Raw genomic sequence first — 26,381 nt, forward strand, 5'->3', positions numbered from 1 at the left:
TGACGCGATCGTTATCATTGCCAATCGCGGTGGTTCGCGTAACCCACTGTTCACGCCCAAGCCACAAAATGGAGAAAGGGCAATCTTTCCCCACCCTTGCGGCTGCGCCCCGGCCCGCGCACCTTGCGGCCTTGTCATTGGGGAGGATCGCGGTGAACGGAGCCGAAAGTCTGGTGCACACCCTGCTGGGCGCGGGGGTGGATACGTGTTTCGCGAACCCGGGCACGAGCGAGATGCATTTCGTCGCCGCGCTGGATCGCATCCCGGGCATGCGCTGCGTGCTCGGCCTGCAGGAGAATGTCGTCACCGGCATGGCCGATGGCTATTTCCGCATGACCGGCAAGCCGGCGGCGACGCTGCTGCATTGCGGCCCGGGCCTCGCGAACGGCCTGGCCAATCTGCACAATGCCCGTCGCGCCCGGTCCGGCATGGTGAACTGCGTCGGTGACCAGGCGACCTACCATCGCCCGCTGGACGCGCAGCTCACGGCCGATACCGAGGGTTTTGCCCGTGGCGTCTCCGGCTGGGTCCGCACCGTGGAACGGGCGGCCGATGTGGCGCGCGATGCGGCGGTGGCGGTGCAGGCCGCCCGCACCTCGCCGGGCCAGATTGCGACCCTGATCCTGCCGTCGGATGTGTGCTGGGACGAGGCGCCGGATGGCCCTGCCGTGGCCCTGCCGGTGCCCGCCGCGCCGCAGGCGGACCCGCTGGCTATCCGCAACGCCGCCAATGCACTGCGCGGGCGGAAGGATGTGCTGATCCTGCTCGGCGGTCTCGCGCTGACGCAGCAGGCGCAGGCGCTGGCCTGGCGTATCGCCCAGGCGACGGGTGCGCATGTGCTCGCCGAGATGTCGAACAGCCGCGTCGAGCGTGGCCAGGGCCGCATGCAGCTGGAGCGCGTGCCCTATCCGGTCGATCTCGCGGTCGAGGCGCTGAAGCCCTACACCACCATCATCCTGGTCAACAGCAAGGCGCCGGTCGGCTTCTTCGCCTACCCCAACAAGCCGTCCCGCCACCACCGGGAAGACGCCGACATCCTGCTGCTGACGCGGTATGAGGCGGACCCGATCCAGGCGCTGACGGCGCTGGCCGATGAACTCGGCGCGCCGGCGGCCGCCATCCCCAGCCCCGGCGCGCGGCCGGATGCGGTGCGCGGCACGCCGACACCGGAAGGCCTGGCGCAGACGCTGGCGGCGCTGATGCCGGACAACGCGGTGATCGCCGATGAATCCGTATCCTTCGGCCGCGGCTTCTACAAATTCACCCATGCCGCGCCGGCGCATGACTGGCTGCACATCACCGGCGGCGCCATCGGCTGCGGCATTCCGCTGGCCACGGGCGCGGCGATCGGCGCGCCCGGGCGGCGCGTCATCAACCTGCAGGCCGATGGCTCGGGCATGTACACGCTGCAGGGGCTCTGGACCCAGGCGCGGGAGAAGCTGCCGGTGACCACCGTCATCATCTCCAACCGCAAATACCAGATCCTGATCGGCGAATATCAGGGCGTCGGCGCCAATCCGGGCCGTACGGCGATGGACATGCTCGACCTCGGCAATCCGAACCTGGACTGGGTGAAGCTCGCCAACGGCATGGGCGTGGAGGCCGCGCGCACCAACACGCTGGAAGGCGTGGCCGACCTGATGCGCCAGAGTTTTGCGAGTGACCGGCCCTTCGTCATCGAGATGGAGGTCTGACGCGGATGGAGATGAACCTCGCGGGAAGCCGGGTGCTGGTCACCGGCGGCTCGAAGGGCATCGGCCTGGCCTGCGCCCAGGCCTTCGCAGCGGAGGGCTGCGACCTGGTGCTGGTCGGGCGTGATGCCGCAACTCTGGGCGTGGCGGCCGATACGGTGCGGGGCGGGGCGCAGGTGCGGGTGGAGACGCTGGCCGCCGACCTGTCCCAGCCGACCGAGCGCGAGCGCCTGCACGCCGCCTTCCCGGAGGTGGACATCCTGGTGAACAACGCCGGCGCGATCCCCGCCGGCCGGCTGCAGGATATTCCCTTCGCCCGTTGGCAGCAGGCCTGGGACCTCAAGGTGCTCGGCTACATCCACATGTGCCAGCTTTACTATCCCGGGATGGAGGCGAAGCGCGCTGGCGTCATCCTGAACATCATCGGCATGGCCGGGCGGGCGCCGCGCATGGGCTATATCTGCGGCGGTGCCGGCAATGCGGCGCTGGTCGCCTTCACCTCGGCGCTCGGCGGCGCGGCGCAGGCCAGCGGCGTGCGGGTGCTCGGCATCAACCCGGCGGCGACGCGGACGGACCGGATGGAGACGCAGGCGCGCGTCAACGCCCAGATCCAGTTCGGCGACCCGGAGCGCTGGGCGGAAACCCTGACCGGCCTGCCCTATGGCCGCGCCATCGAGGCCGCCGAGATCGCCGACCTGTCGGTGTTCCTGGCCTCCCCCCGGGCCGCCTACATCAACGGCACGGTGGTCGATGTGGATGGAGGCGGAATGTTTCGCTGAGCTTCCTCGCTGCCGCGCGGCGCGGTTGCGGCGACTTTCTGCCCATGTCAACATCAATTCGACTGCGGACGTGTGGCGCGGCCCCTTGTGGCGGCATCAGGCTGTCACAGCTGGTCGTGGCGCCAAGATGGCGCCAGGCAGGGGCGGCGTGGGCCGACCCCGGGCCGGGTCGACCGGCCCGGCTTCGGACGCCGGGAAGGGGGTGGCCTGGGCATGAGCATCCGCGCTCGATTGCTGTGGCTTGTGGCCATGTCGATGATCCTGCCCGGACTTCTGCTGGGCCTGCGGTCATTCCATGAGCGCGGGGTCCAGGTCGATGCCGCGACCGCGCGGATCGTCAACGCCTCGTCCGAAGTCGCACGCGATCTCGAAGCCCGCATCCTGGCCACCGGGCAGCTGCTGTATGGCCTGGCCCGGGCGCGGGACCTGCAGAGCGAAAGCCGCGAAGGCTGCTCGGCCTTCCTGGCGCGGGTGCGCGAGCAATATCCGCAGTATACCGGCATCCTGACCACCGACCGGGACGGCCGGCTGGCCTGCGATTCGCTTCAGTCGGGGCGTGAGCAGGACTTCGCGGATCGCAGCTATTTCCAACGCGCGCAGACAACGGAAGACGGGCTGGTGCTGGATGCCGCCTTCGGGCGCATGAGCGGCAGCGCGGTACTGCAGATCGTCCGCCCGGTGCGCGACCGGGCGGGCGACCTGGAAGCGGTCATCCTGGCGGGCCTCGACCTGGAGCGTCTGGTCGGGGAGGATCTGCGGCTGCTCGTGCCCGGCATGGAAATCCTGCTGTTGGACCAGCAGGGCACCGTGCTGGTCTGGCAACCCAACCCAGCGCGCGCCACGCGCATCGGCCAGTCGATCCTGGGTGCGCCGCTCGGCCGCTTCGCCTTGTCTGCCGGCGCGGGGGACACGGTGGCGCTGCGCGAGGAGGACGGCGGCACCTCCATCTGGGCCTCCGGCACCGCGCCGCATGTGGCCGAGTCCGGGCTGCGGGTGCTGGTGGGGCAGAACCGGCGGGACCTGCTGGCGCCGGCCGACCGGCGGCTGCGTGAGGATCTCGTCATCCTCGCCATCCTGTCCCTGCTGCTTGGCACCGCGGTCTGGGTGATCGGGGAGGTGATGATCCGCCGCAACGTCGCGCGCATCGCCGCCATGGCGACCCGGCTGGGGCAGGGCGATCTCTCCGCCCGCATTCCTGCGCCCCATCCGAAGGGCGAACTGGGCGGGCTGATGGCGGTGCTGAACCGCAGCGCGGACTCGCTGGAGCAGCAGCGCGAGTCCATCATCGAGCTGAACCGCAAGCTGCTGCGTGCCCAGCGGATGGAGGCGGTGGGCCAGCTGACCGGCGGGCTGGCGCATGATTTCAACAATCTGCTGACCGTGATCCTTGGCAGCGCCGAACTGCTCGCCGAGCGGCTGGAACATGACCCGGATCTGCTGCACCTGGCGGAGGCCACCCGCATGGCGGCCGAGCGCGGCGGCGAATTGACCCGCAGCCTGCTCGCTTTCGCCCGCCGCCAGCCGCTGGAGCCGCGCGCCACGGACCTGTCCGCCGAGATCGGGCGGATCGAGCCCCTGCTGCGTCGCACCCTGGGCGCATATGTGGAATGCCGCTTCGAACTGCCGCCGGGCCTGCCGCCCGCGCTGGTCGACCCCTCCCAGCTTGAGGCGGCGCTGCTGAACCTGACGCTGAACGCACGCGATGCCATGCCCTATGGCGGCCTGCTGACCGTGGAGGTGGCGGAAAGCGAGCTGGACGCCGCCTATGCGGCACGGAATGACGAGGTGGTTCCGGGCGAATACCTGGTGATCGCGGTGACCGACACGGGCCAGGGCATGGCCCCGGAGGTGATCGCCCAGGCCTTCGAGCCGTTCTTCACCACCAAGGAATTCGGCCGCGGCAGCGGGCTCGGCCTCAGCATGGTGTATGGCTTCGTCAAGCAATCCCAGGGCCATGTGAAGATCTATTCGGAGCTGGGCCAGGGCACCACCGTGAAGCTGTACCTGCCGCGCGCCGTGGACCCCGGCGCAACGCGCACCCCGGCACGGCCCACCGCCACGCGCATCGGCGGCGGCACCGAATCGGTGCTGGTGGTCGAGGATGACGACATGGTCCGCGCCCATGTGGCGGGCGAGCTGACCCTGCTGGGCTACACCGTGCTGTCGGCGCGCGACGGGCGGGAAGCGATGGAGATCCTGCGCGGCGAGGCACCTATCGACGTGCTGTTCACCGATGTGGTGATGCCCGGCGGCATGTCCGGCCCTCAGCTTGCCGTCTCCGCCCTGCTGCTGCGGCCAGGGCTGCGGGTGTTGTACACCTCTGGCTACACCGAGAATGCGGTGGTGCATCACGGCCGGCTCGACCCCGGGGTGGTGCTGCTGTCGAAGCCCTATCGCCGGCAGGAACTGGCGGAGAAGCTGCGGCTCGTCCTCCGGACGGAGGAGTGATCAGACCCGTTCGATCTCCGCCCCGACCGCGGACAGCTTCTGCTCCAGCGCCTCATACCCACGGTCGAGGTGGTAGACGCGGTTGACGATGGTCTCCCCCTGCGCCGCCAGGCCGGCCAGCACCAGGCTGACGCTGGCGCGCAGATCGGTCGCCATCACCGGGGCGCCGGACAGCTTCGGCACGCCGCGCACGATGGCGGACTGGCCGTGGTATTTGATGCGCGCGCCCATGCGGGTCAGTTCGGGCACATGCATGAAGCGGTTCTCGAAGATGGTTTCCGTGATCATGCTGGCGCCTTCGGCCACGCACATCAGCGCCATGAATTGCGCCTGCATGTCGGTGGCGAAGCCGGGGAAGGGCTCGGTCATCACATCGGCGCCGCGCAACCCGTTCTTGCGGGTGATCCGCAGGCCGGATGTCTCCTCCGCCACATCCACCCCGCATTCGCGCAGCGTGCGGACCACGGCGCCGAGATCGACCATCCGCGCGCCTTCCAGCAGCACGGTGCCGCCGGTGATGGCGGCGGCGCAGGCATAGGTACCGGCCTCGATCCGGTCCGGGATGATCGGGTGCGTCGCGGCGCCGAGGCGCTTCACGCCTTCCACCACCAGCCGGTCCGTGCCGATGCCCTCGATCCGCGCGCCCATCCGCATCAGGCACATGGCGAGGTCGCCGATCTCCGGCTCCCGCGCCGCATTCACCAGTTCGGTGGTGCCCTCCGCGAGCGTTGCCGCCATCAGCAGGTTTTCCGTCGCGCCGACGCTGACCTGCGGGAAGATGATGGTGGCGCCGCGCAGCCCCTTCGGCGCCTTCGCATGCATGTAGCCGCCTTCCAGGTCGAAGACGGCGCCCATCTGCTCCAGGCCCTTGATGTGCAGATCCACGGGCCGCGTGCCGATGGCGCAACCGCCGGGCAGCGACACGCGCGCCTCCCCGAAGCGCGCGACCAGCGGCCCCATCACGAGGACGGAGGCGCGCATCTTCCGCACCAAATCATAGGGCGCCACGAGGTTATCCGCCGCACCGGACAGCACAAGCCGCCGCCCGGGCTTGTCGTGCTCCACCCTCATGCCGTGCTGCACCAGCAAAGCGCGCATGGTGGCGATGTCGGCAAGGTCCGGCGCATTCTCCAGCGTCAGCGGCCCGTCCGAGAGCAGGCCGGCGGCCATCAGGGGCAGTGTGGCGTTCTTGGCGCCGCCGATCGGGATGTTGCCCGAAAGCGGCTTGCCGCCGCGGATGCGGATGCGGTCCATCAGATGTGCTTCCCTGGCGTAATCATCAGAACAAAGCGGGCGCCCGCAGGGTGCCCGAGGCCCCGGATGGGGCCCGCGGCGCGTGCCGCGCGCTTCAGCACAAGGCGGGCGACTGAAGGGCGCCCGAGGCCCCGATTGGGGCCCGCGGCCCGTGCCGCGCGCTTCAAAGTTTCGGCAATGCCACGCCGCGCTGGCGCATGTACTTGCCCTTGCGGTCGGCATAGCTGACCTCGGGCGGCGCGCTGCCTTGCAGGAACAGGAACTGGCAGATGCCCTCATTGGCATAGATGCGGGCGGGGAGGGGGGTGGTGTTGCTGATCTCGATGGTCACCTGGCCTTCCCATTCGGGCTCCAGCGGCGTGACATTCACGATCAGCCCGCAGCGCGCATAGGTGGATTTGCCGAGGCAGATGACCAGCACATCGCGCGGGATGCGGAAGTATTCAATGGTGTGGCAAAGGACGAAGCTGTTCGGTGGGATGATGCATGTCTCCCCGCGCCGTGTCACGAAGCCCTGGTCGGAGAACACCTTCGGATCCACCACCGCATTGTCGACATTGGTGAAGATCTTGAACTCGTCGGCCAGGCGGGCGTCGTAGCCGTAGCTGGACAGGCCGTAGGAGATCACGCCCTCCCGCCGCTGCGATTCGACGAAGGGCTCGATCATCGCCGTTTCCTGCGCCATGCGGCGGATCCAGGTGTCGGGCATGATGGACATGGAGCGGCAGCCTCGGGCAACGGGGAGGGCCGGGTTACCCGATGCGGGCGCGGGCGTCCAATCCGTCAGTCCTCCGCCGCGGGTTCGGGCTGCGGCGGCGGCTCGGCCCGCGCCCGGGCCTGCGCCTTGCGGCGGCGCAGATTCTCCCGCAGCGCGGCGGCAAGCCGGGCTTCCCGCGCACGCTGTGCGTCCGATTTCGCCGGTGGCGATTTCACCGGCGGCGATTTCACCGGGGGCGGTGCAGGGTCCGGCGGCTTGTCCATGAGGGGCAGGAACCGCGCTGGGCGCGGCCGGTCAAGCCCGGGCTGCCGTGGTCAGTCGATGCTGATGCCCGCCGCCTGCACCACCCCGGCCCAGCGCCGCACCTCGGCCTCGACGAAGGCGCTGTATTCCGGCGCCGTCATCCGCCGCGGCGTGGCGCCGGTCTCGATCAGCTTGGCGGTGATCTCGGGCGTGGCCAGCGCGGCCAGCACCTCGGTATTCAGGCGGTTGACGATGGCCGGCGGCGTGCCGGCGGCGGCCGAGAGGCCGAACCAGGTGGACGCCACCAGGTCCGGGTAGCCCAGCTCCTTGAAGGTCGGCAGGTCCGGCCAGCCCGGCACCCGCGCATCGGCGGTCACCGCCAGCAGGCGGAAGCGTTCATTGCGTCCGGCTTCCACCAGCGTGGTGATCATGGATTCCAGCGAACCACCGGCCACGTCATTCATCATCGGCCCGCTGCCGCGATAGGGCACATGGGTCGTCTCGATGCCGGCGGAGCGTTGCAGGATCGCCTGCTTGGTGTGGGAGGAGGTGCCATTGCCCGGCGAGCCGACATTCAGCCCCGGCCGTGCCTTCGCCGCGGTGATGAAGTCCGCCAGGCTGCGGATCGGGCTGCTGACATTGACGGCGAGGACGGAGGGGATTTCCGCCATCAGGGCCACATGCGCGAAATCGGTGACCGAATTGTAGGGCAGGTTGCGATAGACGGCGGGCGCGACGCCGAAGCTCGCGATGTTCGAGACGATGAGCGTCTGGCCATCCGGCTGGCTTTTCGCCACCAGGTCGGAGCCCACCGTGCCCCCGGCGCCGGCGCGATTTTCCACCACGAAGGTCTGGCCGAAGGCGGTGGTGAGCCGGGCGCTGACCAGGCGGGCGATGAAATCCGTGGTGCCGCCCGGCGGGAAGGGCACGATCACCCGCACCGGGCGGGCCGGGTAGCCCGCCTGTGCCCCACCCTGGGCAGCGACGAGAGAGGGAGCGGCCAGGGCGCCGGGCAGCAGGGACAGCAGGTGACGGCGACGCATCGGAATCCTCCGGTCGGGCGGGCGAGGCCGGCAGTAAGCCCCGCCGGGGCCTGACGGACAAGCGACTTGCATGGCAGTCTGTGCCACGACGCGATCCAGGAGCCAGAATGACGGTCGAATACGCCCCGCGCGGGCTGGTGGGCGTGCTGACGCCGCAGGCCAACACCACGGTGGAACCGGAATTCGCCATGCTCTGGCCGCCGGGGGTCGCCATGCTGAATGCGCGGATGACCAGCACCAAGCCCACCATCATCGCCCGCCTGCTGGACTATCTGCGGGACCTGCCGGGTGCGGCCGCGCAATTCGCCAATGCGCCGATCGATGCGATCGCCTTCGCCTGCACCGGCGCCAGCTACTATGCCGGGGTGGCGGAGGAGGATGCGCTGGTGGCGCGGATGCAGGATGCGCTGGGCATTCCCGTCATCACCGCGGCGCTGGCGGTGCGGGATGCCTTCCAGGCCGTGGGGGCGGAACGCATCGGCCTGGTCTCGCCCTATCCGGACGATCTGACCGAGGCGGCGGTGGGATACTGGACCGCGCGCGGCTTCGAGGTCACGGAAGTCTCTCGCAGCGCCATGGCCGATGGCAGCTTCCACCCGATCTACGCCATGACGGCACAGGGTGCCGCGGCCGCATTGGCCGCCCTGCCGGCGGGGCGGGTGCAGGCCGTGGCGATGCTCGGCACCGGCATGCCGACGCTGGGGCCGATCCTGGGCCAGCCCTTCGTCGGCGAAGCGCCCGTCACCTCCTGCATGCATGCCCTGGCGTGGCGCAGCGTCTGCGCCGTGACGAAGCAGCCGCCAGATGCGGAAAGCTTCCTCGCCTGGGTGCGGGGGGAGGGTTGGGGCGCCCGCTACCGCGAACGCATGGGCGGCTGATACCAAATCCCGCGGATCGTGACCGATCCGGCCGCAGGCACCGGCGCTTCGCTTGGCTCGCCGCAGATGCGGCGGGCGTTAGTCGGCGCCTCGGCCGGCCTTGCCGACCGAACAGTCCGATCGACGGGATCTGGTATGAACCCGGCCGCCGCTTGCCTCAGGCGCGCAGGGAATTCGGCACCCGGCCGCCATTTTCCGCCAGCTTGGTCATCACCTGGCGGTGCAGCCACAGGTTCAGGGTGGTGAGATCCGCCATGTCGCCGTGGTAGCGCAGTTCCTTCGCCAACTCGCGCCGCGCATCCTGCGAACTGTCGAGGCCGAGCAGCTTCAGCAGGTCGACGATGGAACGCCGCCAATCCAGCTTCTGCTTGGAGGCGGAGGCCATCTTCATCAACACCACCTCCACATCCACCTGGGCCACTGGCGCCGCGGTGGAGGCACGGGCCGGCGCGGGCGCGGGGGTGGCGGCTGCGGCGTCACCTTCGCCGAAAATCTTGGCAAGGATCGATTTGAAAATACTCAAGCTGATGCTCCTGGGGCCAAACTGGCCTTTCGCGATCATAGCGCAAAAAGCGGCCCGTGGTTCGTTGGCCTAATGATTTGGCGCCAGCCAGTCCCGCAGCAGCGCATCCAGCTCCGCCGCCGCCTCATAGGCCACCCAGTGCCCGGCGCCCGGCACCACCGCCACGCGCGCATCCGGGCGTGCATCCCGCAGCGCCTCGATCCGCAGATGCAGGTTGGGCCAGGCCACGGCATCCCGCTCGCCCCAGATGGCGTTGACCGGCACGCCGACCGCCGCGGCCAGCGCATCCTTCAGATTGCCGGAGGGCGCGAATTGCCGGCTGCGAAGCCGTGCGGCCCGGGAGTTGATCTCCTGGATCTCCAGCGCCAGCGCGTCGATCTTCCCAGGGTCCGCGAACATCAGGGCGGCCAGGTTGTGGCGATGCGCGGCCACCTTCTCCGCGCCCTGCTTGTCCCGCACCTTCACCAGATGCGTCGGGCTGCGCGGCGTGCCCAGCGCGCCGGCGCCACAGATGGTGACGCTGCGCAGCCGCGGCGCCAGCAGCCGCGCCACATGGCCAGAGGTGATGGCACCGAAGGAGAAGCCGACCAGATCCATCGCCGCCGTATCCGGCACCAGCGTCTTCAGCCCCTCCACCAGCACGCCCGCGATCGTCGCCGGGTCCTGCGGCTCCGGCGGGTCGTCGCTTTCGCCGAGGCCCGGAATGTCGGGCGCGATCACCATGCGCTGCGCGGCCAGCCAGGGGATCTGCTTCACCCAATGCCGCCAGGACCCGCTGCCGCCATGCAGCAGCATCACCGGCGCGCCGCCATCCGGGTTCCAGACCCGCCAGACCATCCGGCCGGCGCCGCAGGGGGTCTCAACGCGCGTGGCCTGTGCTTCGAGTTCGGCAAGCATGCAGTCAGTAGCTCCGGGGTAGCCCGAGCACGCGCTCGGCGATGTAGCAGAGCACCAGTTGCGGGCTGACCGGCGCGATGCGCGGGATCAGGCTTTCGCGCAACAGGCGCTCCAGATGGTATTCCTGTGCGTAGCCATAGCCGCCCAGCGTCATCACCGCCTGCTGGCAGGCGTTGAAGCCGGCCTCGCCCGCCAGGTATTTGGCCGCATTCGCCTCCGCGCCGCAGGGGCGGCCCTGGTCGTAGAGCCAGGCGGCCTGCATCACCATCAGCCGCGCCGCTTCCAGCTGCATCCAGCAGGCGGCCAGCGGGTGCTGGATCGCCTGGTTCTGGCCGATCGGGCGGCCGAACACCACGCGGTCCTTGGCGTAGGCCGAAGCCCGCGCGATGGCGGCATGGCCGATGCCGATGGCCTCCGCCGCGACCAGAATGCGCTCGGGGTTCAAGCCGTGCAGGATGTAGTCGAAGCCGCGGCCTTCCTCGCCGATGCGGTCTTCCTCCGGCACTTCCAGCCCGTCGATGAACAACTCGTTCGAATCGACGGCATGGCGGCCCATCTTGGGAATCTCCCGCACCTGCACCTTGCTGCGGTCGAGCCTGGTGTAGAACAGCGTCAGGCCCTCGCTGCGCTTCTTCACCTGTTCAAGCGGCGTGGTGCGGGCCAGGATCAGCATGCGGTCGGCCACCTGCGCCGTGCTGATCCAGACCTTCTGGCCCTTCAGCACGTAGCCCGCGTTGCTGCGCGCGGCGAAGGTCTTCAGCTGCGTGGTGTCGAGGCCGGTATTGGGCTCCGTCACCGCGAAGCAGGCCTTTTCCGCGCCCGAGATCAGCGGCGGCAGCATGCGGTCCTGCTGCGCCTGTGTGCCATGCACCACCACCGGCATCGGCCCGAAGATGTTCATGTGGATGGCTGAGGCGCCGGACATGGCGGCACCCGATTGCGCCACCGCCTGCATCATGATCGCTGCCTCCGTCACGCCGAGCCCGGCGCCGCCGACGCGTTCGGGCATGCAGATGCCGAGCCAGCCATCCGCCGCCATGGCGGTGTGGAATTCCTGCGGGAAGCGGTGCGCGCGATCGGCGGCGAGCCAGTAGTCATCGCCGAAGCGGGCGCAGATGCGGGTCACCGCATCGCGCAGGGCTTCCTGCTGCTCGGTCAGGGCAAAATCCATGGCGTTGGCTGTCTCCTCGTCCGGCAGCGTGCCAAGCTGGCGGCGAAGCGCAACCCTGGGTCCGATATGTCTCTGTTCGATCCCGCCGATTTCCTGATCCCGCCCGGCCTGGTGCATGTCTGCGCCGCCGGAGAGACGCCGGTGCTGCACGCGCAGGCCATGGCGCTGTCCCGCCACGCGCTGGACAAATCCACCGGCCCCGCCGGGCGGGCGAAGCTGGATGCGGAGGTGGAGCGGCTGCGCGCGCGGCTCGCCCGGGAATGGGCGGTGCCCACGGAAGGCATCGGCCTCGTCTCCTCGGTGGCGGAGGGGATGTCGATGCTGGTCGAAAGCCTGGATTGGCGGCCCGGCGACAATGTGCTGGTGGACCGCAACGAATACGCCTCCGTCGTCGCGCCGCTCTCGGTGAAGGGCGTGGAGCTGCGCTTCGTGGCGATGGCGGACCCGGAAGCGGTGGCGGCGGCGGCCGATGCGCGGACGCGGATGATCGCGGTCTCCGCCGTGTCCTATCTCGATGCACGCCGGCACGACCTGCCGGCGCTGCGGACGGCCGCCGATGGCGTCGGCGCGATGCTGGTGGTGGACTACACCCAGGGCAGCGGCTGGATGCCGATCGAGGCAGCGGTCGCCGATTTCGCCTTCTCCGCCTGCTACAAATGGATGCTGGGCCTGACCGGCACGGCCATCGCCTTCTGGAACCAGGCACGCCAGCCCGGCTGGGCGCCGGCGACGGCCGGGTGGTATTCCATCGTCACCGGGCCGCGCCCCGACTATGCCGCGCCACTGGCGCTGCGCCCCGATGCCGGCCGCTTCACCCGCGGCAATCCCGCCCATGCGCCGTGCTACGCCCTGCATGCCGCGATGGACCACCATGAGCGTTTCGAGCGCACCGCCGTGCAGGCGCATGTGCAGGCGCTGACGGTCGCGCTGCTGGCGCGGCTCGACGCCGCCGGCATCGCCAGCATCACCCCGCCCGACCCCCGCCAGCACGGCGCCAGCGTCTGCATCGCGCATGACCGCGCCGCCCGCATCGTGGAGGGCATGGCCGCGCGCGGCGTGCTCGCCTGGAACGGCCGCGGCCGCATCCGCATCAGCTTCCACGGCTACAACAACCTGTCTCAACTTGACCCGATCATGGCCGCATTGACGGCTGCGCTGTCTGACTGAGGAGTTCCAAAAGAATGCTGCAAGCCCCGCCCGCCGAACCAGGCATGCGCGAGGAGGATGTCGAGACCCCCGCGCTGCTGCTGGACCTCGATGCCTTCGAACATAACCTCGACACCATGGCGGCCATCCTGGCGCCGACCGCGACCAAGCTGCGGGCGCACGCCAAGACCCATAAATCGCCGATCATCGCGTTGCAGCAGATGCGCCGCGGTGCCATCGGCCAATGCGTGCAGAAGGTGGCGGAGGCCGAGGCGCTGGCATGGGGCGGCGTGCCGGACATACTGGTCAGCAACGAGGTGATCGCACCGCGCAAACTGGCCCGCCTGGCCGCGCTGTCCACCATCGCCAAGGTCGCGGTCTGCGCCGACCATGAACACGGCATCGCCGCCATCGAATCCGCCGCCGAGGCGGCCGGGCTGCGGATGACCGTGCTGGTCGAGATCGATTGCGGCGCCGGCCGCTGCGGCGTGACGCCGGGGCCGGAGGCGGTGGCGCTGGCGGAGCGCATCGCCGCCAGCCCCCACCTGATCTTCGGCGGGCTGCAATCCTACCATGGCAATGCCCAGCACCGCCGCACGCCGGAAGCGCGCGCGGAGGCCATTGCGGGCGCGGCGGAAGGCACCCGCCGCACGGTGGAACAACTCCGCCAACGGGGCCTGGATTGCGCCATCATCGGCGGCGCCGGCACCGGCACCTTCCGGAACGAGGTGGCGAGCGGCATCTGGAACGAGATCCAGGCCGGCTCCTACGCCTTCATGGATGCCGATTACGGCCGCAACGAGGACCCGCCGCCGTTCCGGCAATCCCTGTTCGTGCTCGCGCAGGTCATGTCATCCCCGCGCCCCGGCTTCTGCGTGGTGGATGCCGGCCACAAGGCCGTGGCGATCGATAGCGGCCTGCCGCTGGTGCACGGCTTTCCAGGCGTCAGCTACACCGGCGCATCCGATGAGCATGGCAACCTGAAGGCGGAGGACCCGGCGATGCTGCCGCGACTCGGCCAGACGGTGCGGCTGGTGCCGGGCCATTGCGACCCGACCGTGGATCGCTACGACTGGTATGTCGGCGTGCGCCGCGGCCGGGTGGAATGCCTGTGGCCGGTCGCGGCGCGGGGTGGCATGGCCTGATCAATCGGCCCGCCGGGCGACCCGTCCGGGCGCCGGGCGGGCCACATGACCAGCGCCGATTGTGGCCCGCAGGCGCGCCTCAGCGGCAGACGCGACGTTCCACCCAACGGTGGCGGATGCGGCCGGAACGATCGCGATAGGCGACCCGGCGGCGTTCCATCCAGCACCGCTGGCGGCGGCGGCGCGGGTTGCCACGGGGGCGACCCGGCGGCGGGCCGTACTGGACCTCCTGCATCAGCGCCTCGACCTCGGCCTGCTCGGCCACGGCGGGCGCAGCCTCGGGCAGCGGGGCCGGGCTTGGCGGGCGGATGGCGCGGGCGGCGGCCTCAGCGCTGCCGAGGGTCGCCGCGGCGATGGCGCCGGCCAGGCCGGCGAGGAGAAATCTGCGGCGTTCCATGCTGGTTCTTCCTTGGTTGTTCAGGAAGACCAATCAACACCGCAATCATGGCCAGAAACAGTCAGGAAACGGCTAATAATCCGGTGTTCTGCAAGCAAGTGTTTCAGTTGAACAGCGAACTGACGGAGGATTCCTCACTGATCCGCTTCATCGCCTCGGCCAGCAGCTGGGCGATGGTCAACTGCTTGATGTTGCGGGAAACCCGCACGGCCTCGGTGGCCAGGATGCTGTCCGTCACCACCATGTGCTCGATCTGGGCGGCACCGACGCGCGCCACCGCGCCGCCCGAAAAGACACCATGCGTTACGTAGACGCTGGCGGACTTCGCACCATTCTTCAGCAGCGCCTCCGCCGCATTCACCAGCGTGCCGCCCGAATCGACGATGTCATCGACCAGGATGCAGTCGCGTCCTTCCACCTCACCGATCACGTTCATCACCTCGGAGACGCCGGCCCGGGGGCGGCGCTTGTCGATGATGGCGAGGTCGGTGTTCAGCCGCGCCGCGATCGCCCGCGCGCGGACCACGCCGCCGACATCGGGGGAGACCACCATGAGGTCGCGGCCCGCGAAGCGTTCCTGGATGTCGCGCGAAAACAGCGGCGCGGCGAACAGATTGTCCACCGGAATGTCGAAGAAACCCTGGATCTGCGCGGCATGCAGATCCATCGTCAGCACGCGGTTGGCGCCCGCCGCGGTGATCAGGTTGGCCACCAGCTTGGCCGAGATCGGCGTGCGGGGGCCCGATTTCCGGTCCTGCCGCGCATAGCCGAAATAGGGGATGACCGCCGTGATGCGCCGCGCGCTGCCGCGCTTCAGCGCGTCCAGCATGATCAGCAGTTCCATCAGGTTGTCATTGGCCGGGTAGCTGGTGGACTGCACGACGAAGACGTCCTCGCCGCGGACATTCTCGTGAATCTCGCAGAAGATCTCCATGTCGGCAAAGCGGCGAACCGAGGCCTGGGTCAGCGCGATGCCGAGCGCCGCGGCGACCGCCTCGGCCAGGGGGCGGTTGCTGTTGCAGGCGATAATCTTCATGGCGCGCGCGAACCCCGGGGGAAGGAGTACGAAAAAGACGGGCGGGACCGTGGAAAAAAGCACCACGGTGGACGGGCGGCTTGGTAGCAACGTGACGGTATGGTGTCCATCGCGCCTGGATGACGGGCGCGCATGGCCGCCACCCGTCAGCGCGCGGCCGGTGCCGCGCCCGGTTGGGCGGCGCCAGGCTGGGCCGCCGCCGCGGTGGCCGCGCCCGGAAAGCCGCCGGCATTGAACACCACGTCCCGCACCCCGCCCGCGGCCTCCTCCGCCACGACGAAGGACACATCGCCCCACAACCCGTTGAGCGTACCGGCCGGCACCTCGTTCAATTGCAGCACCCGGCCCAGATCCTCCCCATCGCGGCGGGAGACGATCCAGACAATCTCCACCCGCTGCTGGCCACGGCCCGAGGCCGCTACCGTCACCTCGCCCTGCACCGCGAACTGCGCGCCCTGCGATTCCGCCTGCACCCGGAAGCCGAGGCCAGCCAGGCTGTCGCGCATGCGGGCCGTCAGGCTGGTATTGCCATCGCCCGGCGCGCCGCGCACGGGCAGCAGCCGCAGCACCGGCGGCCCGCCGCCCACCGCGCGTTCATCCCCGGTGCGGCGCTGGGCATCGATGCGGCCCACCAGATTGGCCAGCGGAGTCGCCGCCTCGCCGGCGATGCGTTCCAGCAGCGCGGTGCCGCCCGCGGCCCATTCGCCGGCCGGCACCGGCTGGCCCACCAGCATGCCGAGCGCCTGGCCATCGGCGTCGCGCAGCGCATAGCGCGGCACCACCTGGCTCGCCTCCCGCTCCGCGGCCACCACCAATTGCCAGTCCAGCGGCAGGCCGGGGCCGGCGACGGCGGGCACCTCATTGGCCACCAGCGCCGCTGCCAGGGCGCGCGACAGGGTGGCGGCCTCGGCGTCGGTCAGCAGAAGCTGCGTCGAGTTCGGCACCGCGACGCGGTAGCCGGGTGGCAGCCGCAGCCGGCGGGCAACGGCACCGGGCCGCCCGCGGAAGGGCTGCGGCAGGCCGGTGCAGGCGGCCAGCGCGAGTGGCGCCAGCAGCAGAAGGCGGCGGCTAGATAAGGACACAGGAAGCCAGCAGGGTAATCACCATCAGGACCATGAACATGACGACGTAGGGCATCGCTTCACCCAGGGATAGCAATGGCGGAAAGCTGGTGGCCGAGCGGACCGCCGCCAGCCAGGGTACGGCGCCGATGGCTGAAGAATTTCTCCTCGAGCGTCAGGGTATCCTGGAACAGCGCATCGGCGCGGCCGATGCCGGTGGCGGCCAGGCGGGCCAGGCAATAGCCGGCCAGGTCGAACTGCCAGCGATCCTCCCGCTGGCCAGTGGCGAAGAAACGCGCATCGGCGCTGCTCCGGGCCAGAACTTCGTCCCGCAGGTCGGGGCCGACCTCGTAGCTCGCCTGGCCGATGCAGGGGCCGACCACGGCGGCGATGTTCTCCCGCGCCGCGCCAAGACCCTCCATGGCCGCGATCGTCGCCTCCAGCACGCCGGCCACGGCGCCGCGCCAGCCGGCATGGGCCGCACCGACCACGCCCTCGCGCAGATCGGCGAAGAGCACGGGCGCGCAATCGGCGGTCAGCACGCCGATTGCCTGGCCGGGGCGGTTGGTCACCAGCGCATCGGCGGAGGGGCGGGTCGCATCCGTCCAGGGGGTGCGGGCATCGGCCACCGCCACGCCATGCACCTGCACCAGGCCGAGCACGGCAGTTGCCCCCAGCACTGCGGCGCAGGCGGCCCGGTTGCGGCGCACCGCCTCCGGGTCGTCCTGGCCGGACAGCGAACAATTCAATGCGGCATAGGGGCCGGTGGAGACGCCGCCCTGCCGGGTGAAGAACCCATGTGGCGCGGCCAGGCCGCCGGTCAAAAAGCCGGGGGTCATGCGGGTTCGAATCCTGGCAAAGTGGGCAGGGCAGGGTCGCAGACGGCCAGCGCCTTGAACAGCCGGCCCATCCCTTCCGCCGCAACCAGCCGTTCGGCGCCGGACAGGATCTCGCCGGCCAGGCGCGGGCGGGCGCGGGCCAGCATGGCGGCGCGGGTCATCAGGCCGAGGCGTTGCAGGAAAAGCCCCTGCGGCAACGGCCCCTGCGCCGCCGCGCCCGCCTCCTGGGCGGCGCGGGCGAGGGCGGCGAAATCGACATGGGCGGTGAGGTCCGCTGTGCCGGGTTCGGCCAGCGGGTCGAGGCCGGTGGCCTGGCCGCGCACCGCCTGCAGGCTTTCGCCCAAGCCGGATTGGGCCGGGCCGTAATCCAGGAACAACGCCGCACCCCCCTGCGCCGCCAGTCGCCGGGCGAGGCCGGCGACCACGGCCTGCGCGGCCTCGCCCACCTCCTGCACCGCAGCTTCCGGCGCGGTGGCGGCGGGCGCGTCGGCGGTGGGCAGCTCGACGAATTGGCCCTCCGCCACATGGCGTTCGAGCCAGGCGCCGTCGCGGCGTATGAATTGGCGGATCGGCAGCGCATCCAGAAACTCGTTGCCGATCAGCAGCGTCGGGCCATCGGGCAGCCCGGTGAGGTCGTCATGCCAGGCCGTGACAGCATCCCCCAGCATGCGGCGCTGCTGGTCGCGCAGGGCAGGCGAGGTTTCCACCAGATGCAGCCGCAGCGCGGCACGGAAGGGGGCCGCCACTTCGCCCACCGCGCGCAGCGCATCGGCCATCAGCGTGCCGCGGCCCGGCCCGGCCTCCACCAGCAGCACCGGGTCGGGGCGGCCCATCAACTCCCAGCTCACCGCCGCCCAGCCGCCCAGCACCTCCCCGAACGCCTGGGAGATTTCCGGCGCCGTGGTGAAATCCCCCGCCCGGCCGAAGGGCGAGGCGGGCCGCGCATAATAGGCGGCGACCGCGCGGGCCATGAAATGGTCCAGCCGTTCCATCACGCGGGGCGGCGCGCCCGCAGCATTAGCACCACGCCGACCAGGATCATCGGCACCGACAGCAGCTGCCCCATGGTGGCGCCGGCAAGCAGGAAGCCGAGATGCGCATCAGGCTGCCGGAAGAACTCGCCGACCAGCCGTGCGGCGCCATAGCCCGCCAGGAAGGCGCCGGTGACGAAGCCCTCCCTTTCCCGCAAAGCGGGGATGCGGATCAGGATGTTGAGCAGGACGAACAGCGCCACGCCCTCCATCGCCGCCTGATACAGCTGGCTCGGATGCCGCGGCTCCGGCCCGCCGGTCGGGAAGACCATGGCCCAGGGCACGTCCGTCACGCGCCCCCACAGCTCGCCATTGATGAAATTGGCCAGCCGCCCGAGGCCGAGGCCGATCGGCACGGCGGGCGCCACGCGGTCCCCGAAGCGCAGCGCCGAAAGCCCCTGGCGCCGGCAGAACCACAGCGCAGCGATGATGACGCCGAGCATGCCGCCATGGAAGGCCATGCCGCCCTGCCAGACATACAGCGCCTCCCACGGCGCGGTGATGTAGTAGCCGGGGCGGTAGAACAGCACATAGCCGAGCCGCCCGCCGAGGATGATGCCCAGCGTCGCCCAGGTGACGAAGTCATCCAGCTGTTCCCGGCTGGCCGCCACCGGGGCCAGCGCCACCAGCCGCCGCGCCAGCATCCAGCCCAGCACGATGCCGGCGATATAGGCCAGCGCGTACCAGCGCAGCGCGAAGGGGCCGATCTCGATCAGCACCGGGTCGATGATGGGGAAGGCGATCACGAACATCGGGCGGCCCTAACAGCTTCTGCAAAAAGCCCGCTCCAGACGGAGCGGGGTTGGGTGTGCGGTGCGGGACCGGGCAAGCGTTCAGGATTCTGCGCGTCCCCCGCTGCCTGCCCTCTCCCCCGGGCGGGGGGAGGGAGGGCAGCCCCATCCGCGCGTGTTCCTACCTGTGCGGGTCGGCGTTCAGCAAAAAATCCCGCACGTAGCGGCCGACGCCATCCTCCAGCGTCGTGGACGCCCGGTCGAATCCGGCCGCGCGCAGCTTCGCCATCGGGGCCTCGGTGAAATACTGGTATTTTCCGAGTAGGTCCGGCGGCATGTCGATGAATTCGATGCGGTCCGCCTCGCCAAGTCCCGCGAACATCGCCCGAATCAGGTCGACAAAACTGCGCGCCTGGCCGGAGCCGATGTTGAACAACCCGCTGACCCTGGGGTTGTCCAGCAGCCAGAGCATCGCCGCCACGCAGTCATCGACATGCACGAAGTCGCGCATCTGCGCGCCATCGGCGTAATCGGGGCGGTCGGACCGGAACAGCCGCGCCGGTTCACCGCGCCGCACCTCGTGGAATTTGTGGAACACCACGCTGGCCATGCGGCCCTTGTGGTACTCGTTCGGGCCATAGACGTTGAAGAAGCGCAGACCGGCCCATTGCGGCGGGGCGGGCAGGCCGCGCGCCAGCATCTCCGCCACCCTTCGGTCGAAGGCCAGCTTGGACCAGCCATACAGGTTCAGCGGCCGCAGCGCCGCCAGCGCCGCGGGGCTTTCATCATCGGCAAAGCCCAGCGCGCCATCGCCATAGGTGGCGGCGGAGGAGGCATAGATGAAAGGCAGGCCGCGCTGCGCGCATTCCGCCCACAGCGCCAGCGGCAGGGTCAGGTTGGTCGCCGCCACCAGGTCGCCATCGGTTGCCGTGGTCGCGCTGATCGCGCCCATATGCAGCACGGCGGAGACGCGGGGCTGGCTCGCCCAGAAATCCGGCAACTGGTCCGGGTGCAGGATACCGGCGATGCCGTGATGCGCCAGGTTGCGCCACTTCACGCCATCCCGCAGCCGGTCCACCACCAGGACCTCCTCGCCCCGGTCACAGAGTGCGGCGACCAGGTTGGACCCGATGAAACCGGCGCCGCCGGTCACGACATACATCGGCGGTTGTCCCTTCGCGTCGCGGCCCCTATCTCGCCGCGGGCGGGGTATAGGCCGCGGAAACGCGGCCGGACAAGGCACGCAGTATTTTGGCAGGAGGTCGTGATGACCAGCGAAACCGGACCCGGCGGCAGCGGATCCAGCAGCACCGGCAGCGGGGCAGGGGCCGGAATGGGCGGCGGCATGGGTGGCGGCGGCCCGAAGCGCGGCCTGTTCGATGACCTGGCCGGCATGGCCGGCGGTGCCTTCTCCGTCCTCGCCGGCGCCCGCGCCGAGGCCGAGGCGATGGGCCGCGCGCAGCTGGAGGCGATGGTGCAGCGCCTGGACCTGGTGCGGCGCGAGGATCTCGACGCCGCCCTCGAAGTGGCCCGCCGGGCGCGGGAACATGCGGAAGCGCTGGAATTGCGCGTCGCCGCCCTGGAAGCCAAGCACGCCAACGACCCCGTCAAGCCTTCGGCCGAGCCTGGCCTGGACGCGGATGCGGGCTGAGCCTGCGGCGCCGTCTTCGTTGCCGCGGCCAGTCCTTTGACCGCAGTCACGGAACCGGTGCTTGCGGCCGCGTTTTGCACCTGCGTAATCTAGTCCTTGTGGCGATTCGGGTGGACGCCCCCAACTAGCAGGGGGTCGCCCCCGGATGGGCGAAGGAGGTGCCGCGATGTCCGCTTATGTCGGATACGAGGAACGCGACCGGTCCGCGAACCCCCTCGATGTGCTGGAACAGATCGTGACAGCCAATGAATGGGTGTTCGACCGCCGGTCGGACAGCGAGATGGCGGCGGAAGCACCAGGCAAATGGTGCGACTACGGCCTTTACTTCTCCTGGTCGCATGAGATCAGCGCCATGCACTTCTCCTGCACCTTCGACCTGAAGGTGCCGGCGGGGAAGCGCGAGAAGCTTTTCGAGCTTCTGGCCCTGGCCAATGAGAAGCTGTGGATCGGCCATTTCGGCCTGGATAGCGACGATGGCGTGCCGGTGTTCCGCCATGCGGTCCTGCTGCGCGGCGCCCCCGGCGCCTCCGCAGAGAGCCTGGAAGACATGGTGGATATCGCCATCACCGAATGCGAGCGCTTCTTCCCCGCTTTCCAGTTCGTCCTCTGGGGCGGCAAGCCGCCGGGTGAGGCGCTGCAGGCGGCCATGCTGGATTGTGTGGGCGAGGCGTAGCGGCATCTTGCCAAGCCGGCGGGCGGCGGCAAGGCTGCCCGCATGACCGATACCCTTCCCCCCCAGCTTCTCCCCCCGCTTTTGCTGATTGGCTGCGGCAAGATGGGCGGTGCCATGCTGGCCGGCTGGCGCGAACGCGGCCTCGGCCAGACCTTCGTGGTGGACCCCTTCGCATCCGGCCCGATCGAGGGCGCCACCCTGCTGCGCGACCCGGCCGAGATCCCGGCGGAATTCGCCCCTGCCGCCGTGATCCTGGCGACCAAGCCGCAGGAAGCGCCGGCGACGCTGCCCGCCTACGCCCGCTTCGCCGGCAGCGCCGTTTTCGTCTCCATCATGGCCGGCAAGACGGTGGCCTTCATGCAGGGGCTGCTGGGCCAGGGCGCCGCCGTGGTCCGCGCCATGCCCAACACCCCGGCCGCGGTGCGCCAGGGCTTCACGGTCGGCTTTGCCGGCCCCGGCGTCTCCGCCGGCCAGCAGGCCCTGGCCGATACGTTGCTCGCCGCGACCGGGGAGGTCGCCTGGGTGACGGAGGAAGCGCTGATCGACCCGGTCACCGCCGTCTCCGGCGGCGGCCCGGCCTATGTCTTCCTGCTGGCGGAATTGCTGGAGGCCGCGGCGGTGGAGCAGGGCATTCCGCCCGACCTCGCCCGCCGCATGGCGCGCGCCACCGTCGCCGGCTCCGGCAGCCTGCTGGCGGCGAGCACGGAGGATGCGGCGCAACTCCGCAAGAACGTCACCAGCCCCAAGGGCACCACGGAACGGGCGCTGGCCGTGCTGATGGCGCAGGACGCCTGGCCCGATGCCATCTCCCGCGCCATTGCCGCCGCCACCGCAAGGTCGCGGGAGCTGGCGGGCTGAACTTCACGCTTTTCCCATTGGCGCGGCGCGGTTCCGCCCCCAACATCAGCGCATGCAGACCTCCGACACCAAGCTGATCGACGCCCTGTTCACCGTGATCGCCGATCATGGCTGGCGCGGGGTGACACCTGGCCGCCTCGCCGCCCTGTCCGGCGTGCCGGCCGGGGAGCTGGTGCGCCGCTTCCCGTCCCGCCTCGATCTACTACGCCTGCACGCCGACTGGGTGGCGGCCCAGGTGGCGGAGGGCACGGTGCCCGGCCAGGGCGGCACGCCGCGGGACCGGGTGTTCGATGTGCTGATGCGCGGCGTGGATGCGCTGCTGCCGCACCGGGCCGGCATGCTGCGGCTGATGTCCGACATGCGGCGGGACGGCGTGCTGGCCGGTGCGCTGGCGCCCATCCTGCAACGCAGCATGGGCCGCATGCTGGATGCGGCGGAGCTCGATTCCAGCGGCTTGCAGGGCGGCCTGCGGGCCGCCGGCCTGGTCGGCGTGTGGCTGATGACGCTGCGCGCCTGGGAGAAGGATGATTCGGTGGATATGGGCACCACCATGGCGGCAGTCGACCGGGCGCTGGACCGCGCGGAGCAGACGGCGCGCAGCCTGCGGCTGGAGCCGGGCGACCTGGCCCCGCAGAACACCGCCGACTGAGCTGTCTACGCCTGGCCGGGTTCCGCTGTGCGGGACGCTGTCCCGGGTTCGATGCAGGATTTTGTGCACTGCATCATTCTTCGGCTTCTATGGATTTCCGTGCTCCGCTATAGCGTGCCGCACTGTTTCCTACCCCCCCCGCGTTCAAGGAGCCTGTTGCGATGTCCGACCGCTTTGGCATGAAGCCCGACGAAATGATGCGGATGCTGTCCGAGTTCCGTATGCCCGCCATGCCGGATATGGGCGGGCTGGCCGAAGCCCAGCGCCGCAACCTTGAGGCGCTGTCGAACGCCAACCGCGTGGCGCTGGAAGGCGCGCAGGCCGTGGCGCGGCGCCACATGGAGATCCTGCAGGCCTCGATGGCGGAAATGACGGACGCGATCCGCATGATGTCCGGCACCGAGAGCCCGCAGGCGCGCGCCGCCAAGCAGGCCGAGCTGCTGAAGTCGGCCTATGAGCGGGCCGTCGGCAACATGAAGGAGGTCGCGGACCTCATCCAGAATTCCAACTCCGAGGCGCTGGGCGTGCTGAACAAGCGCTTCACGGAAGCCATGGACGAGGTGAAGACCCTGGTCGCCCAGCAGAAGGGCTGACTTTCCCGGCGCGCCGCAAGGCGCGCCGCCTGGAGCGTTTCCGGTTGGGCGAAATCGCCTGACGACCCCGGAAATACGCCCGAACAAGCAGCTGGACCGGCCCGCAAGCCAAGGCGAACGGAGAGCGGTCTAGCGGGGCAGACGCACCCGCGCGCGCAGCCCGCCGAGCGGGCTGTCTTCCAGCACGATGTCGCCGCCATGCGCCCGGGCGATGTCGCGCGCGATCGCCAGCCCCAGGCCGGTGCCGCCGGCCGACAGCGTGGCAAAGGGCCGGAAGGCTTCCTCCCGCTGCGCTTCCGGAATGCCGGGCCCGTCATCATCCACCGTCACCTGCGCCCAGGCACCGGTCTCGCCGCGCGGAATCTCGGCCACCTGCACCGTGATGCGCTGGGCGTGCTTACGGGCATTGTCCAGCAGATTGCCCAGGCAGCGCCGCAGCGCATCCGGCCGCAGCGGCAATTCCAGCGCTGGCGGCGCCTCCACCACTACCTCGGCGCCATCCCGCCGCGCCTTCTGCGCCACATCGCGGACGATGGCGGCGAGGTCCGTCGGCTGGGTCTGTTCCTGGGCCTCGCCGCGGGCGAAGGCGAGGTAGGCGGCGACCATCCGTTCCATCTCCTCCACGTCTTCCGTCAGCGCCGCCACATCCTCCTCCGCCTCCTTCGGGTGCGGCAGCATGGCGAGTGCAAGGCGCATGCGGGTCAGCGGGGTACGCAGATCGTGGCTGATGCCGGCCAGCATGTCCGTGCGCTGGGCGACGAAGCGGCGAATGCGGTCCTGCATGCGGTTGAAGGCGCTGGCCGCCTGGCGCACCTCCGCCGCGCCTTCCGGCTTCATCTGCCCGATATCGCGGCCGAGCCCGAAGGCCTCCGCCGCACCGGCGAGGCGGCGGATGGCGCGGACCTGGTTCTTCATGAACAGCGCCGCGACGCCGAACAGCAGCAGGGAGGATCCGACCAGCCAGATGAAGAACAGGTATAGCGTGCCAGTGAACAGCCGCTTGCGCGGCGCCTCCACATGCAGCACGCCGTCGGGAAGCTGGATGCGGATGATCACGCTGCGGCGGTCGGATTGCCAATCGGCATCGAAGGGCCGTCGCACCCTTTCGCCCATCGCATGCGCCAGATCCCCCTCCAGCGGCAGCAGCGGCAGGAAGGCGGCACGGTCCGGCGTGGTGCCGAGGCTGGCCCCGGATTCGAAGGCCAGGGCGAGGTCCAGCCGCCAGGCGGCATCGCGGAACAGCCAGGCGCGATCGGCCGGGTCCGGCATGCGCTGCATGATCTCGATCACCATCCCGATCTCGCCCGCCACGCCGCCGGCGAGGCGGCGGGAGATGACGTCCAGGTGGTTGCCGTAGAACAACTGCAGCGCCACCCCCTGCAGGATCAGCAGCGGCAGCAGGATGATGAGCAGCGACCGGCCGAGCAGCCCGCGCGGCAGCAGGCCGCGCAGACCCTGGCTGACGGCGCGCACTGGCCGGGCCGGGGCGGCTGCCCGCAGGTCCGGCGCCGCGCTCATGCGCCGGGCCGCAGGATGTAGCCGCGGTGGCGCACGGTCTGGATGAAGCGCGGCTCCCGCGGGTCCGGCTCGATCTTCCGGCGCAGCCTGGTCACCTGCACGTCGATGGCGCGCTCACCGGCCTCCGGCGTGCCGAGTGCCTCGGCGATGTCTTCCCGGCTCAGCACCTCATTCGGGCGGGCAGCGAGGGCGATGAGCAGGGATTGTTCGCCGCCGGTCAGCCGCACCACCCCTTCCGGTCCGCGCAGCTCCGCCCGCTGCGGATCGAACCACCGGCTGCCGAGCTGCACCGGCCCGCCCGACAGATCCGCGACGGGGGGCGGCGCGGCACGACGCAGGATGGTGCGGATGCGGAGCGCCAGTTCGCGCGGGTCGAAGGGCTTCGCCAGGTAGTCATCCACGCCGTGCTCGAAGCCGGTGACGCGGTCATCCGGTGCGCCGCGGGCGGTCAGCATCAGGATGGGCACGGCTTGGCCCTCTCGCCGCAGGCTTTCCGTCAGTTCCAGGCCGCTTTCGCCCGGCATCATCACGTCCAGCACCATCAGGTCGAAGCTGACCGAGGTCAGCGCATGTCGGGCCGCGGCGGCATCCGCGGCGGCGGTGATGCGGAAACCCTGCTCGGTCAGGAAGCGCTGGAGCAGGGCGCGCAGGCGGGAATCGTCATCCACCACCAGCAGGTGCGGTGCATCCGCGGCGGCGCTCATCGCCCGGCCTCCGCCCCCGGCCCGGCTTCCAGCCGTTCCAGCGCGCTGCGGGCATCGGGGCCCATCAGGCCGCGCATGACGCGCCGGAAGCCCTCCACCGCCTGCGGTCCGGCCTCGCGATAGGCGCGCATCACCGTGTCCCGCTGCCGTTCGAACAGGCTGCGTTCCAGCGCGGCGCCCTTCTCCGTCAGGCTCAGCAGGCGCTGGCGGCGGTCGTTGCGGCCGGGGCTTTGGGTCACGAAGCCATCCTCCACCAGCGGGGTCAGCACACGGCCCAGTGACTGCTTGGTGATGCCGAGGATGCCGAGCAGGTCACCCACCGTAATGCCCGGCCGGCGGCCGACGAAATGCAGAACGCGGTGATGCGCCCGGCCCATATCCAGCCCGGCCAGGATGGCATCCGCCCCGGCGGTGAAGTCCCGGTAGCCGAAGAACAGCAGATCCTGCGCCAGGCGCAGCTCCTCCTCCCGCAGGAACAGCAGGTTGCGGCCGGCGGCGGAGGTCGCGCGATCATCCTCCCGCGCCGCGCCTGGGCGGGGCTTGGCGGGGTTGGAGCTGTCAGGTTCCAGCTTCATGGCCGATTTGCGTTCCCCTGGGTCATCGCGCTGCGCGCCCGGCCTCGATATAGGGCACGGGCGCGCCCACGAGTAGCAACCCGCATCATTCAACTGCGGAACCCGGAGATTCGAGCGACATGCCAGGCC

Annotated in this window: 28 protein-coding genes; 11 read left to right on the forward strand and 17 right to left on the reverse strand. The window is 70.2% G+C overall.

Annotation, left to right across the window (positions count from 1 at the left end; translation table 11 throughout):
• Window positions 1-152: 152 nt before the first annotated feature.
• From Q8S40_RS08485 to Q8S40_RS08495, 3 genes are all read left to right on the forward strand, one after another.
• Window positions 153-1,694: an acetolactate synthase large subunit gene (locus tag Q8S40_RS08485; RefSeq protein WP_304810545.1), complete on the forward strand. Its 1,542-nt coding sequence runs from the start codon at window positions 153-155 to the stop codon at window positions 1,692-1,694.
• A gap of 11 nt (window positions 1,695-1,705) precedes the next feature.
• Entirely contained in the window at window positions 1,706-2,470 is a 765-nt protein-coding gene (locus Q8S40_RS08490; protein WP_305670045.1) for a short-chain dehydrogenase/reductase, read from the forward strand.
• Window positions 2,471-2,683: 213 nt separating this feature from the next.
• Complete coding sequence (locus tag Q8S40_RS08495) at window positions 2,684-4,918, forward strand: ATP-binding protein (RefSeq protein WP_305670046.1); 2,235 nt, start codon at window positions 2,684-2,686, stop codon at window positions 4,916-4,918.
• Here Q8S40_RS08495 and murA read toward each other — a convergent pair whose 3' ends face one another.
• The 4 genes from murA to Q8S40_RS08515 all read right to left on the reverse strand — a co-directional run bounded on the left by murA (window position 4,919) and on the right by Q8S40_RS08515 (window position 8,176).
• Window positions 4,919-6,172 carry a UDP-N-acetylglucosamine 1-carboxyvinyltransferase gene (gene murA / locus Q8S40_RS08500; RefSeq protein WP_305670047.1) on the reverse strand — a complete coding sequence of 418 codons (1,254 nt, stop codon included), beginning with the start codon at window positions 6,170-6,172 and terminating at the stop codon, window positions 4,919-4,921. It lies immediately after the preceding gene.
• Window positions 6,173-6,335: 163 nt separating this feature from the next.
• Entirely contained in the window at window positions 6,336-6,890 is a 555-nt protein-coding gene (dcd, locus tag Q8S40_RS08505; RefSeq protein ID WP_304810538.1) for a dCTP deaminase, read from the reverse strand.
• Between the two features lie 65 nt (window positions 6,891-6,955).
• Window positions 6,956-7,153, reverse strand: coding sequence for a hypothetical protein (locus tag Q8S40_RS08510; protein WP_304810536.1), 198 nt, complete (start codon window positions 7,151-7,153; stop codon window positions 6,956-6,958).
• Window positions 7,154-7,204: 51 nt separating this feature from the next.
• Window positions 7,205-8,176 (reverse strand): tripartite tricarboxylate transporter substrate binding protein, encoded by a 972-nt coding sequence (locus tag Q8S40_RS08515; RefSeq protein ID WP_305670048.1) that lies wholly within the window; start codon window positions 8,174-8,176, stop codon window positions 7,205-7,207.
• Window positions 8,177-8,283: 107 nt separating this feature from the next.
• Between Q8S40_RS08515 and Q8S40_RS08520 the strand changes: the two genes are divergently transcribed.
• Window positions 8,284-9,054: a hypothetical protein gene (locus Q8S40_RS08520; RefSeq protein WP_305670049.1), complete on the forward strand. Its 771-nt coding sequence runs from the start codon at window positions 8,284-8,286 to the stop codon at window positions 9,052-9,054.
• 157 nt (window positions 9,055-9,211) lie between these two features.
• On the opposite strand, the gene Q8S40_RS08525 is transcribed toward Q8S40_RS08520, so the two are convergent.
• From Q8S40_RS08525 to Q8S40_RS08535, 3 genes are all read right to left on the reverse strand, one after another.
• A complete protein-coding gene (locus Q8S40_RS08525) occupies window positions 9,212-9,577 on the reverse strand; it encodes a DUF3597 domain-containing protein (protein ID WP_305670050.1) in 366 nt (121 codons plus the stop codon).
• A gap of 69 nt (window positions 9,578-9,646) precedes the next feature.
• Window positions 9,647-10,474, reverse strand: a complete 828-nt coding sequence (locus tag Q8S40_RS08530; RefSeq protein WP_305670051.1) for an alpha/beta fold hydrolase — start codon at window positions 10,472-10,474, stop codon at window positions 9,647-9,649.
• Window positions 10,475-10,478: 4 nt separating this feature from the next.
• The gene (locus Q8S40_RS08535) at window positions 10,479-11,645 is read right to left on the reverse strand and encodes an acyl-CoA dehydrogenase family protein (RefSeq protein ID WP_305670052.1); all 1,167 of its coding nucleotides are present in this window, start codon (window positions 11,643-11,645) and stop codon (window positions 10,479-10,481) included.
• 66 nt (window positions 11,646-11,711) lie between these two features.
• On the opposite strand from Q8S40_RS08535, the gene Q8S40_RS08540 reads away from it, so the two are divergent.
• Both Q8S40_RS08540 and Q8S40_RS08545 read left to right on the forward strand, forming a co-directional pair.
• Window positions 11,712-12,812, forward strand: coding sequence for an aminotransferase class V-fold PLP-dependent enzyme (locus Q8S40_RS08540; RefSeq protein WP_305670053.1), 1,101 nt, complete (start codon window positions 11,712-11,714; stop codon window positions 12,810-12,812).
• A gap of 14 nt (window positions 12,813-12,826) precedes the next feature.
• Entirely contained in the window at window positions 12,827-13,936 is a 1,110-nt protein-coding gene (locus Q8S40_RS08545) for a DSD1 family PLP-dependent enzyme (RefSeq protein ID WP_305670054.1), read from the forward strand.
• 79 nt (window positions 13,937-14,015) lie between these two features.
• Here Q8S40_RS08545 and Q8S40_RS08550 read toward each other — a convergent pair whose 3' ends face one another.
• The 7 genes from Q8S40_RS08550 to rfaD all read right to left on the reverse strand — a co-directional run bounded on the left by Q8S40_RS08550 (window position 14,016) and on the right by rfaD (window position 20,193).
• Window positions 14,016-14,333 (reverse strand): hypothetical protein, encoded by a 318-nt coding sequence (locus Q8S40_RS08550; RefSeq protein WP_305670055.1) that lies wholly within the window; start codon window positions 14,331-14,333, stop codon window positions 14,016-14,018.
• 103 nt (window positions 14,334-14,436) lie between these two features.
• The gene (locus Q8S40_RS08555; RefSeq protein ID WP_304810518.1) at window positions 14,437-15,369 is read right to left on the reverse strand and encodes a ribose-phosphate pyrophosphokinase; all 933 of its coding nucleotides are present in this window, start codon (window positions 15,367-15,369) and stop codon (window positions 14,437-14,439) included.
• A 146-nt stretch (window positions 15,370-15,515) separates the two neighbouring features.
• Window positions 15,516-16,451 carry a hypothetical protein gene (locus tag Q8S40_RS08560; protein WP_304810516.1) on the reverse strand — a complete coding sequence of 312 codons (936 nt, stop codon included), beginning with the start codon at window positions 16,449-16,451 and terminating at the stop codon, window positions 15,516-15,518.
• A 59-nt stretch (window positions 16,452-16,510) separates the two neighbouring features.
• The gene (gene pgeF, locus Q8S40_RS08565) at window positions 16,511-17,269 is read right to left on the reverse strand and encodes a peptidoglycan editing factor PgeF (RefSeq protein WP_305670056.1); all 759 of its coding nucleotides are present in this window, start codon (window positions 17,267-17,269) and stop codon (window positions 16,511-16,513) included.
• Complete coding sequence (locus Q8S40_RS08570; RefSeq protein ID WP_305670057.1) at window positions 17,266-18,261, reverse strand: class I SAM-dependent methyltransferase; 996 nt, start codon at window positions 18,259-18,261, stop codon at window positions 17,266-17,268. The genes pgeF and Q8S40_RS08570 overlap by 4 nt, the downstream gene beginning before the upstream one ends.
• The gene (gene lgt / locus Q8S40_RS08575; protein ID WP_305670058.1) at window positions 18,261-19,052 is read right to left on the reverse strand and encodes a prolipoprotein diacylglyceryl transferase; all 792 of its coding nucleotides are present in this window, start codon (window positions 19,050-19,052) and stop codon (window positions 18,261-18,263) included. Before lgt ends, Q8S40_RS08570 begins: the two co-directional genes overlap by 1 nt.
• A 160-nt stretch (window positions 19,053-19,212) precedes the next feature.
• Window positions 19,213-20,193, reverse strand: a complete 981-nt coding sequence (rfaD, locus tag Q8S40_RS08580) for an ADP-glyceromanno-heptose 6-epimerase (protein WP_305670059.1) — start codon at window positions 20,191-20,193, stop codon at window positions 19,213-19,215.
• 105 nt (window positions 20,194-20,298) lie between these two features.
• Here rfaD and Q8S40_RS08585 point away from each other — a divergent pair, with 105 nt between their 5' ends.
• The 5 genes from Q8S40_RS08585 to Q8S40_RS08605 all read left to right on the forward strand — a co-directional run bounded on the left by Q8S40_RS08585 (window position 20,299) and on the right by Q8S40_RS08605 (window position 23,455).
• Window positions 20,299-20,682, forward strand: a complete 384-nt coding sequence (locus Q8S40_RS08585; RefSeq protein ID WP_304810506.1) for an accessory factor UbiK family protein — start codon at window positions 20,299-20,301, stop codon at window positions 20,680-20,682.
• Window positions 20,683-20,848: 166 nt separating this feature from the next.
• Complete coding sequence (locus tag Q8S40_RS08590; RefSeq protein WP_304810504.1) at window positions 20,849-21,355, forward strand: YbjN domain-containing protein; 507 nt, start codon at window positions 20,849-20,851, stop codon at window positions 21,353-21,355.
• A 42-nt stretch (window positions 21,356-21,397) separates the two neighbouring features.
• Entirely contained in the window at window positions 21,398-22,213 is an 816-nt protein-coding gene (gene proC / locus Q8S40_RS08595; RefSeq protein WP_305670060.1) for a pyrroline-5-carboxylate reductase, read from the forward strand.
• 52 nt (window positions 22,214-22,265) lie between these two features.
• The gene (locus Q8S40_RS08600; RefSeq protein ID WP_305670061.1) at window positions 22,266-22,862 is read left to right on the forward strand and encodes a TetR family transcriptional regulator; all 597 of its coding nucleotides are present in this window, start codon (window positions 22,266-22,268) and stop codon (window positions 22,860-22,862) included.
• A gap of 161 nt (window positions 22,863-23,023) precedes the next feature.
• Entirely contained in the window at window positions 23,024-23,455 is a 432-nt protein-coding gene (locus Q8S40_RS08605; protein ID WP_304810499.1) for a phasin family protein, read from the forward strand.
• A 129-nt stretch (window positions 23,456-23,584) separates the two neighbouring features.
• Here Q8S40_RS08605 and Q8S40_RS08610 read toward each other — a convergent pair whose 3' ends face one another.
• Genes Q8S40_RS08610 through Q8S40_RS08620 form a run of 3 tightly spaced genes read right to left on the reverse strand, consistent with a single transcriptional unit; the run spans window position 23,585 to window position 26,252 of the window.
• The gene (locus Q8S40_RS08610) at window positions 23,585-24,973 is read right to left on the reverse strand and encodes an ATP-binding protein (protein ID WP_305670062.1); all 1,389 of its coding nucleotides are present in this window, start codon (window positions 24,971-24,973) and stop codon (window positions 23,585-23,587) included.
• Window positions 24,970-25,677, reverse strand: coding sequence for a response regulator (locus tag Q8S40_RS08615; protein ID WP_304810495.1), 708 nt, complete (start codon window positions 25,675-25,677; stop codon window positions 24,970-24,972). Before Q8S40_RS08615 ends, Q8S40_RS08610 begins: the two co-directional genes overlap by 4 nt.
• Window positions 25,674-26,252: a MarR family winged helix-turn-helix transcriptional regulator gene (locus Q8S40_RS08620; protein ID WP_304810494.1), complete on the reverse strand. Its 579-nt coding sequence runs from the start codon at window positions 26,250-26,252 to the stop codon at window positions 25,674-25,676. Before Q8S40_RS08620 ends, Q8S40_RS08615 begins: the two co-directional genes overlap by 4 nt.
• Window positions 26,253-26,381 lie beyond the last annotated feature (129 nt).

The organism is Falsiroseomonas sp. (assembly GCF_030695085.1).
Lineage (GTDB): Bacteria > Pseudomonadota > Alphaproteobacteria > Acetobacterales > Acetobacteraceae > Falsiroseomonas.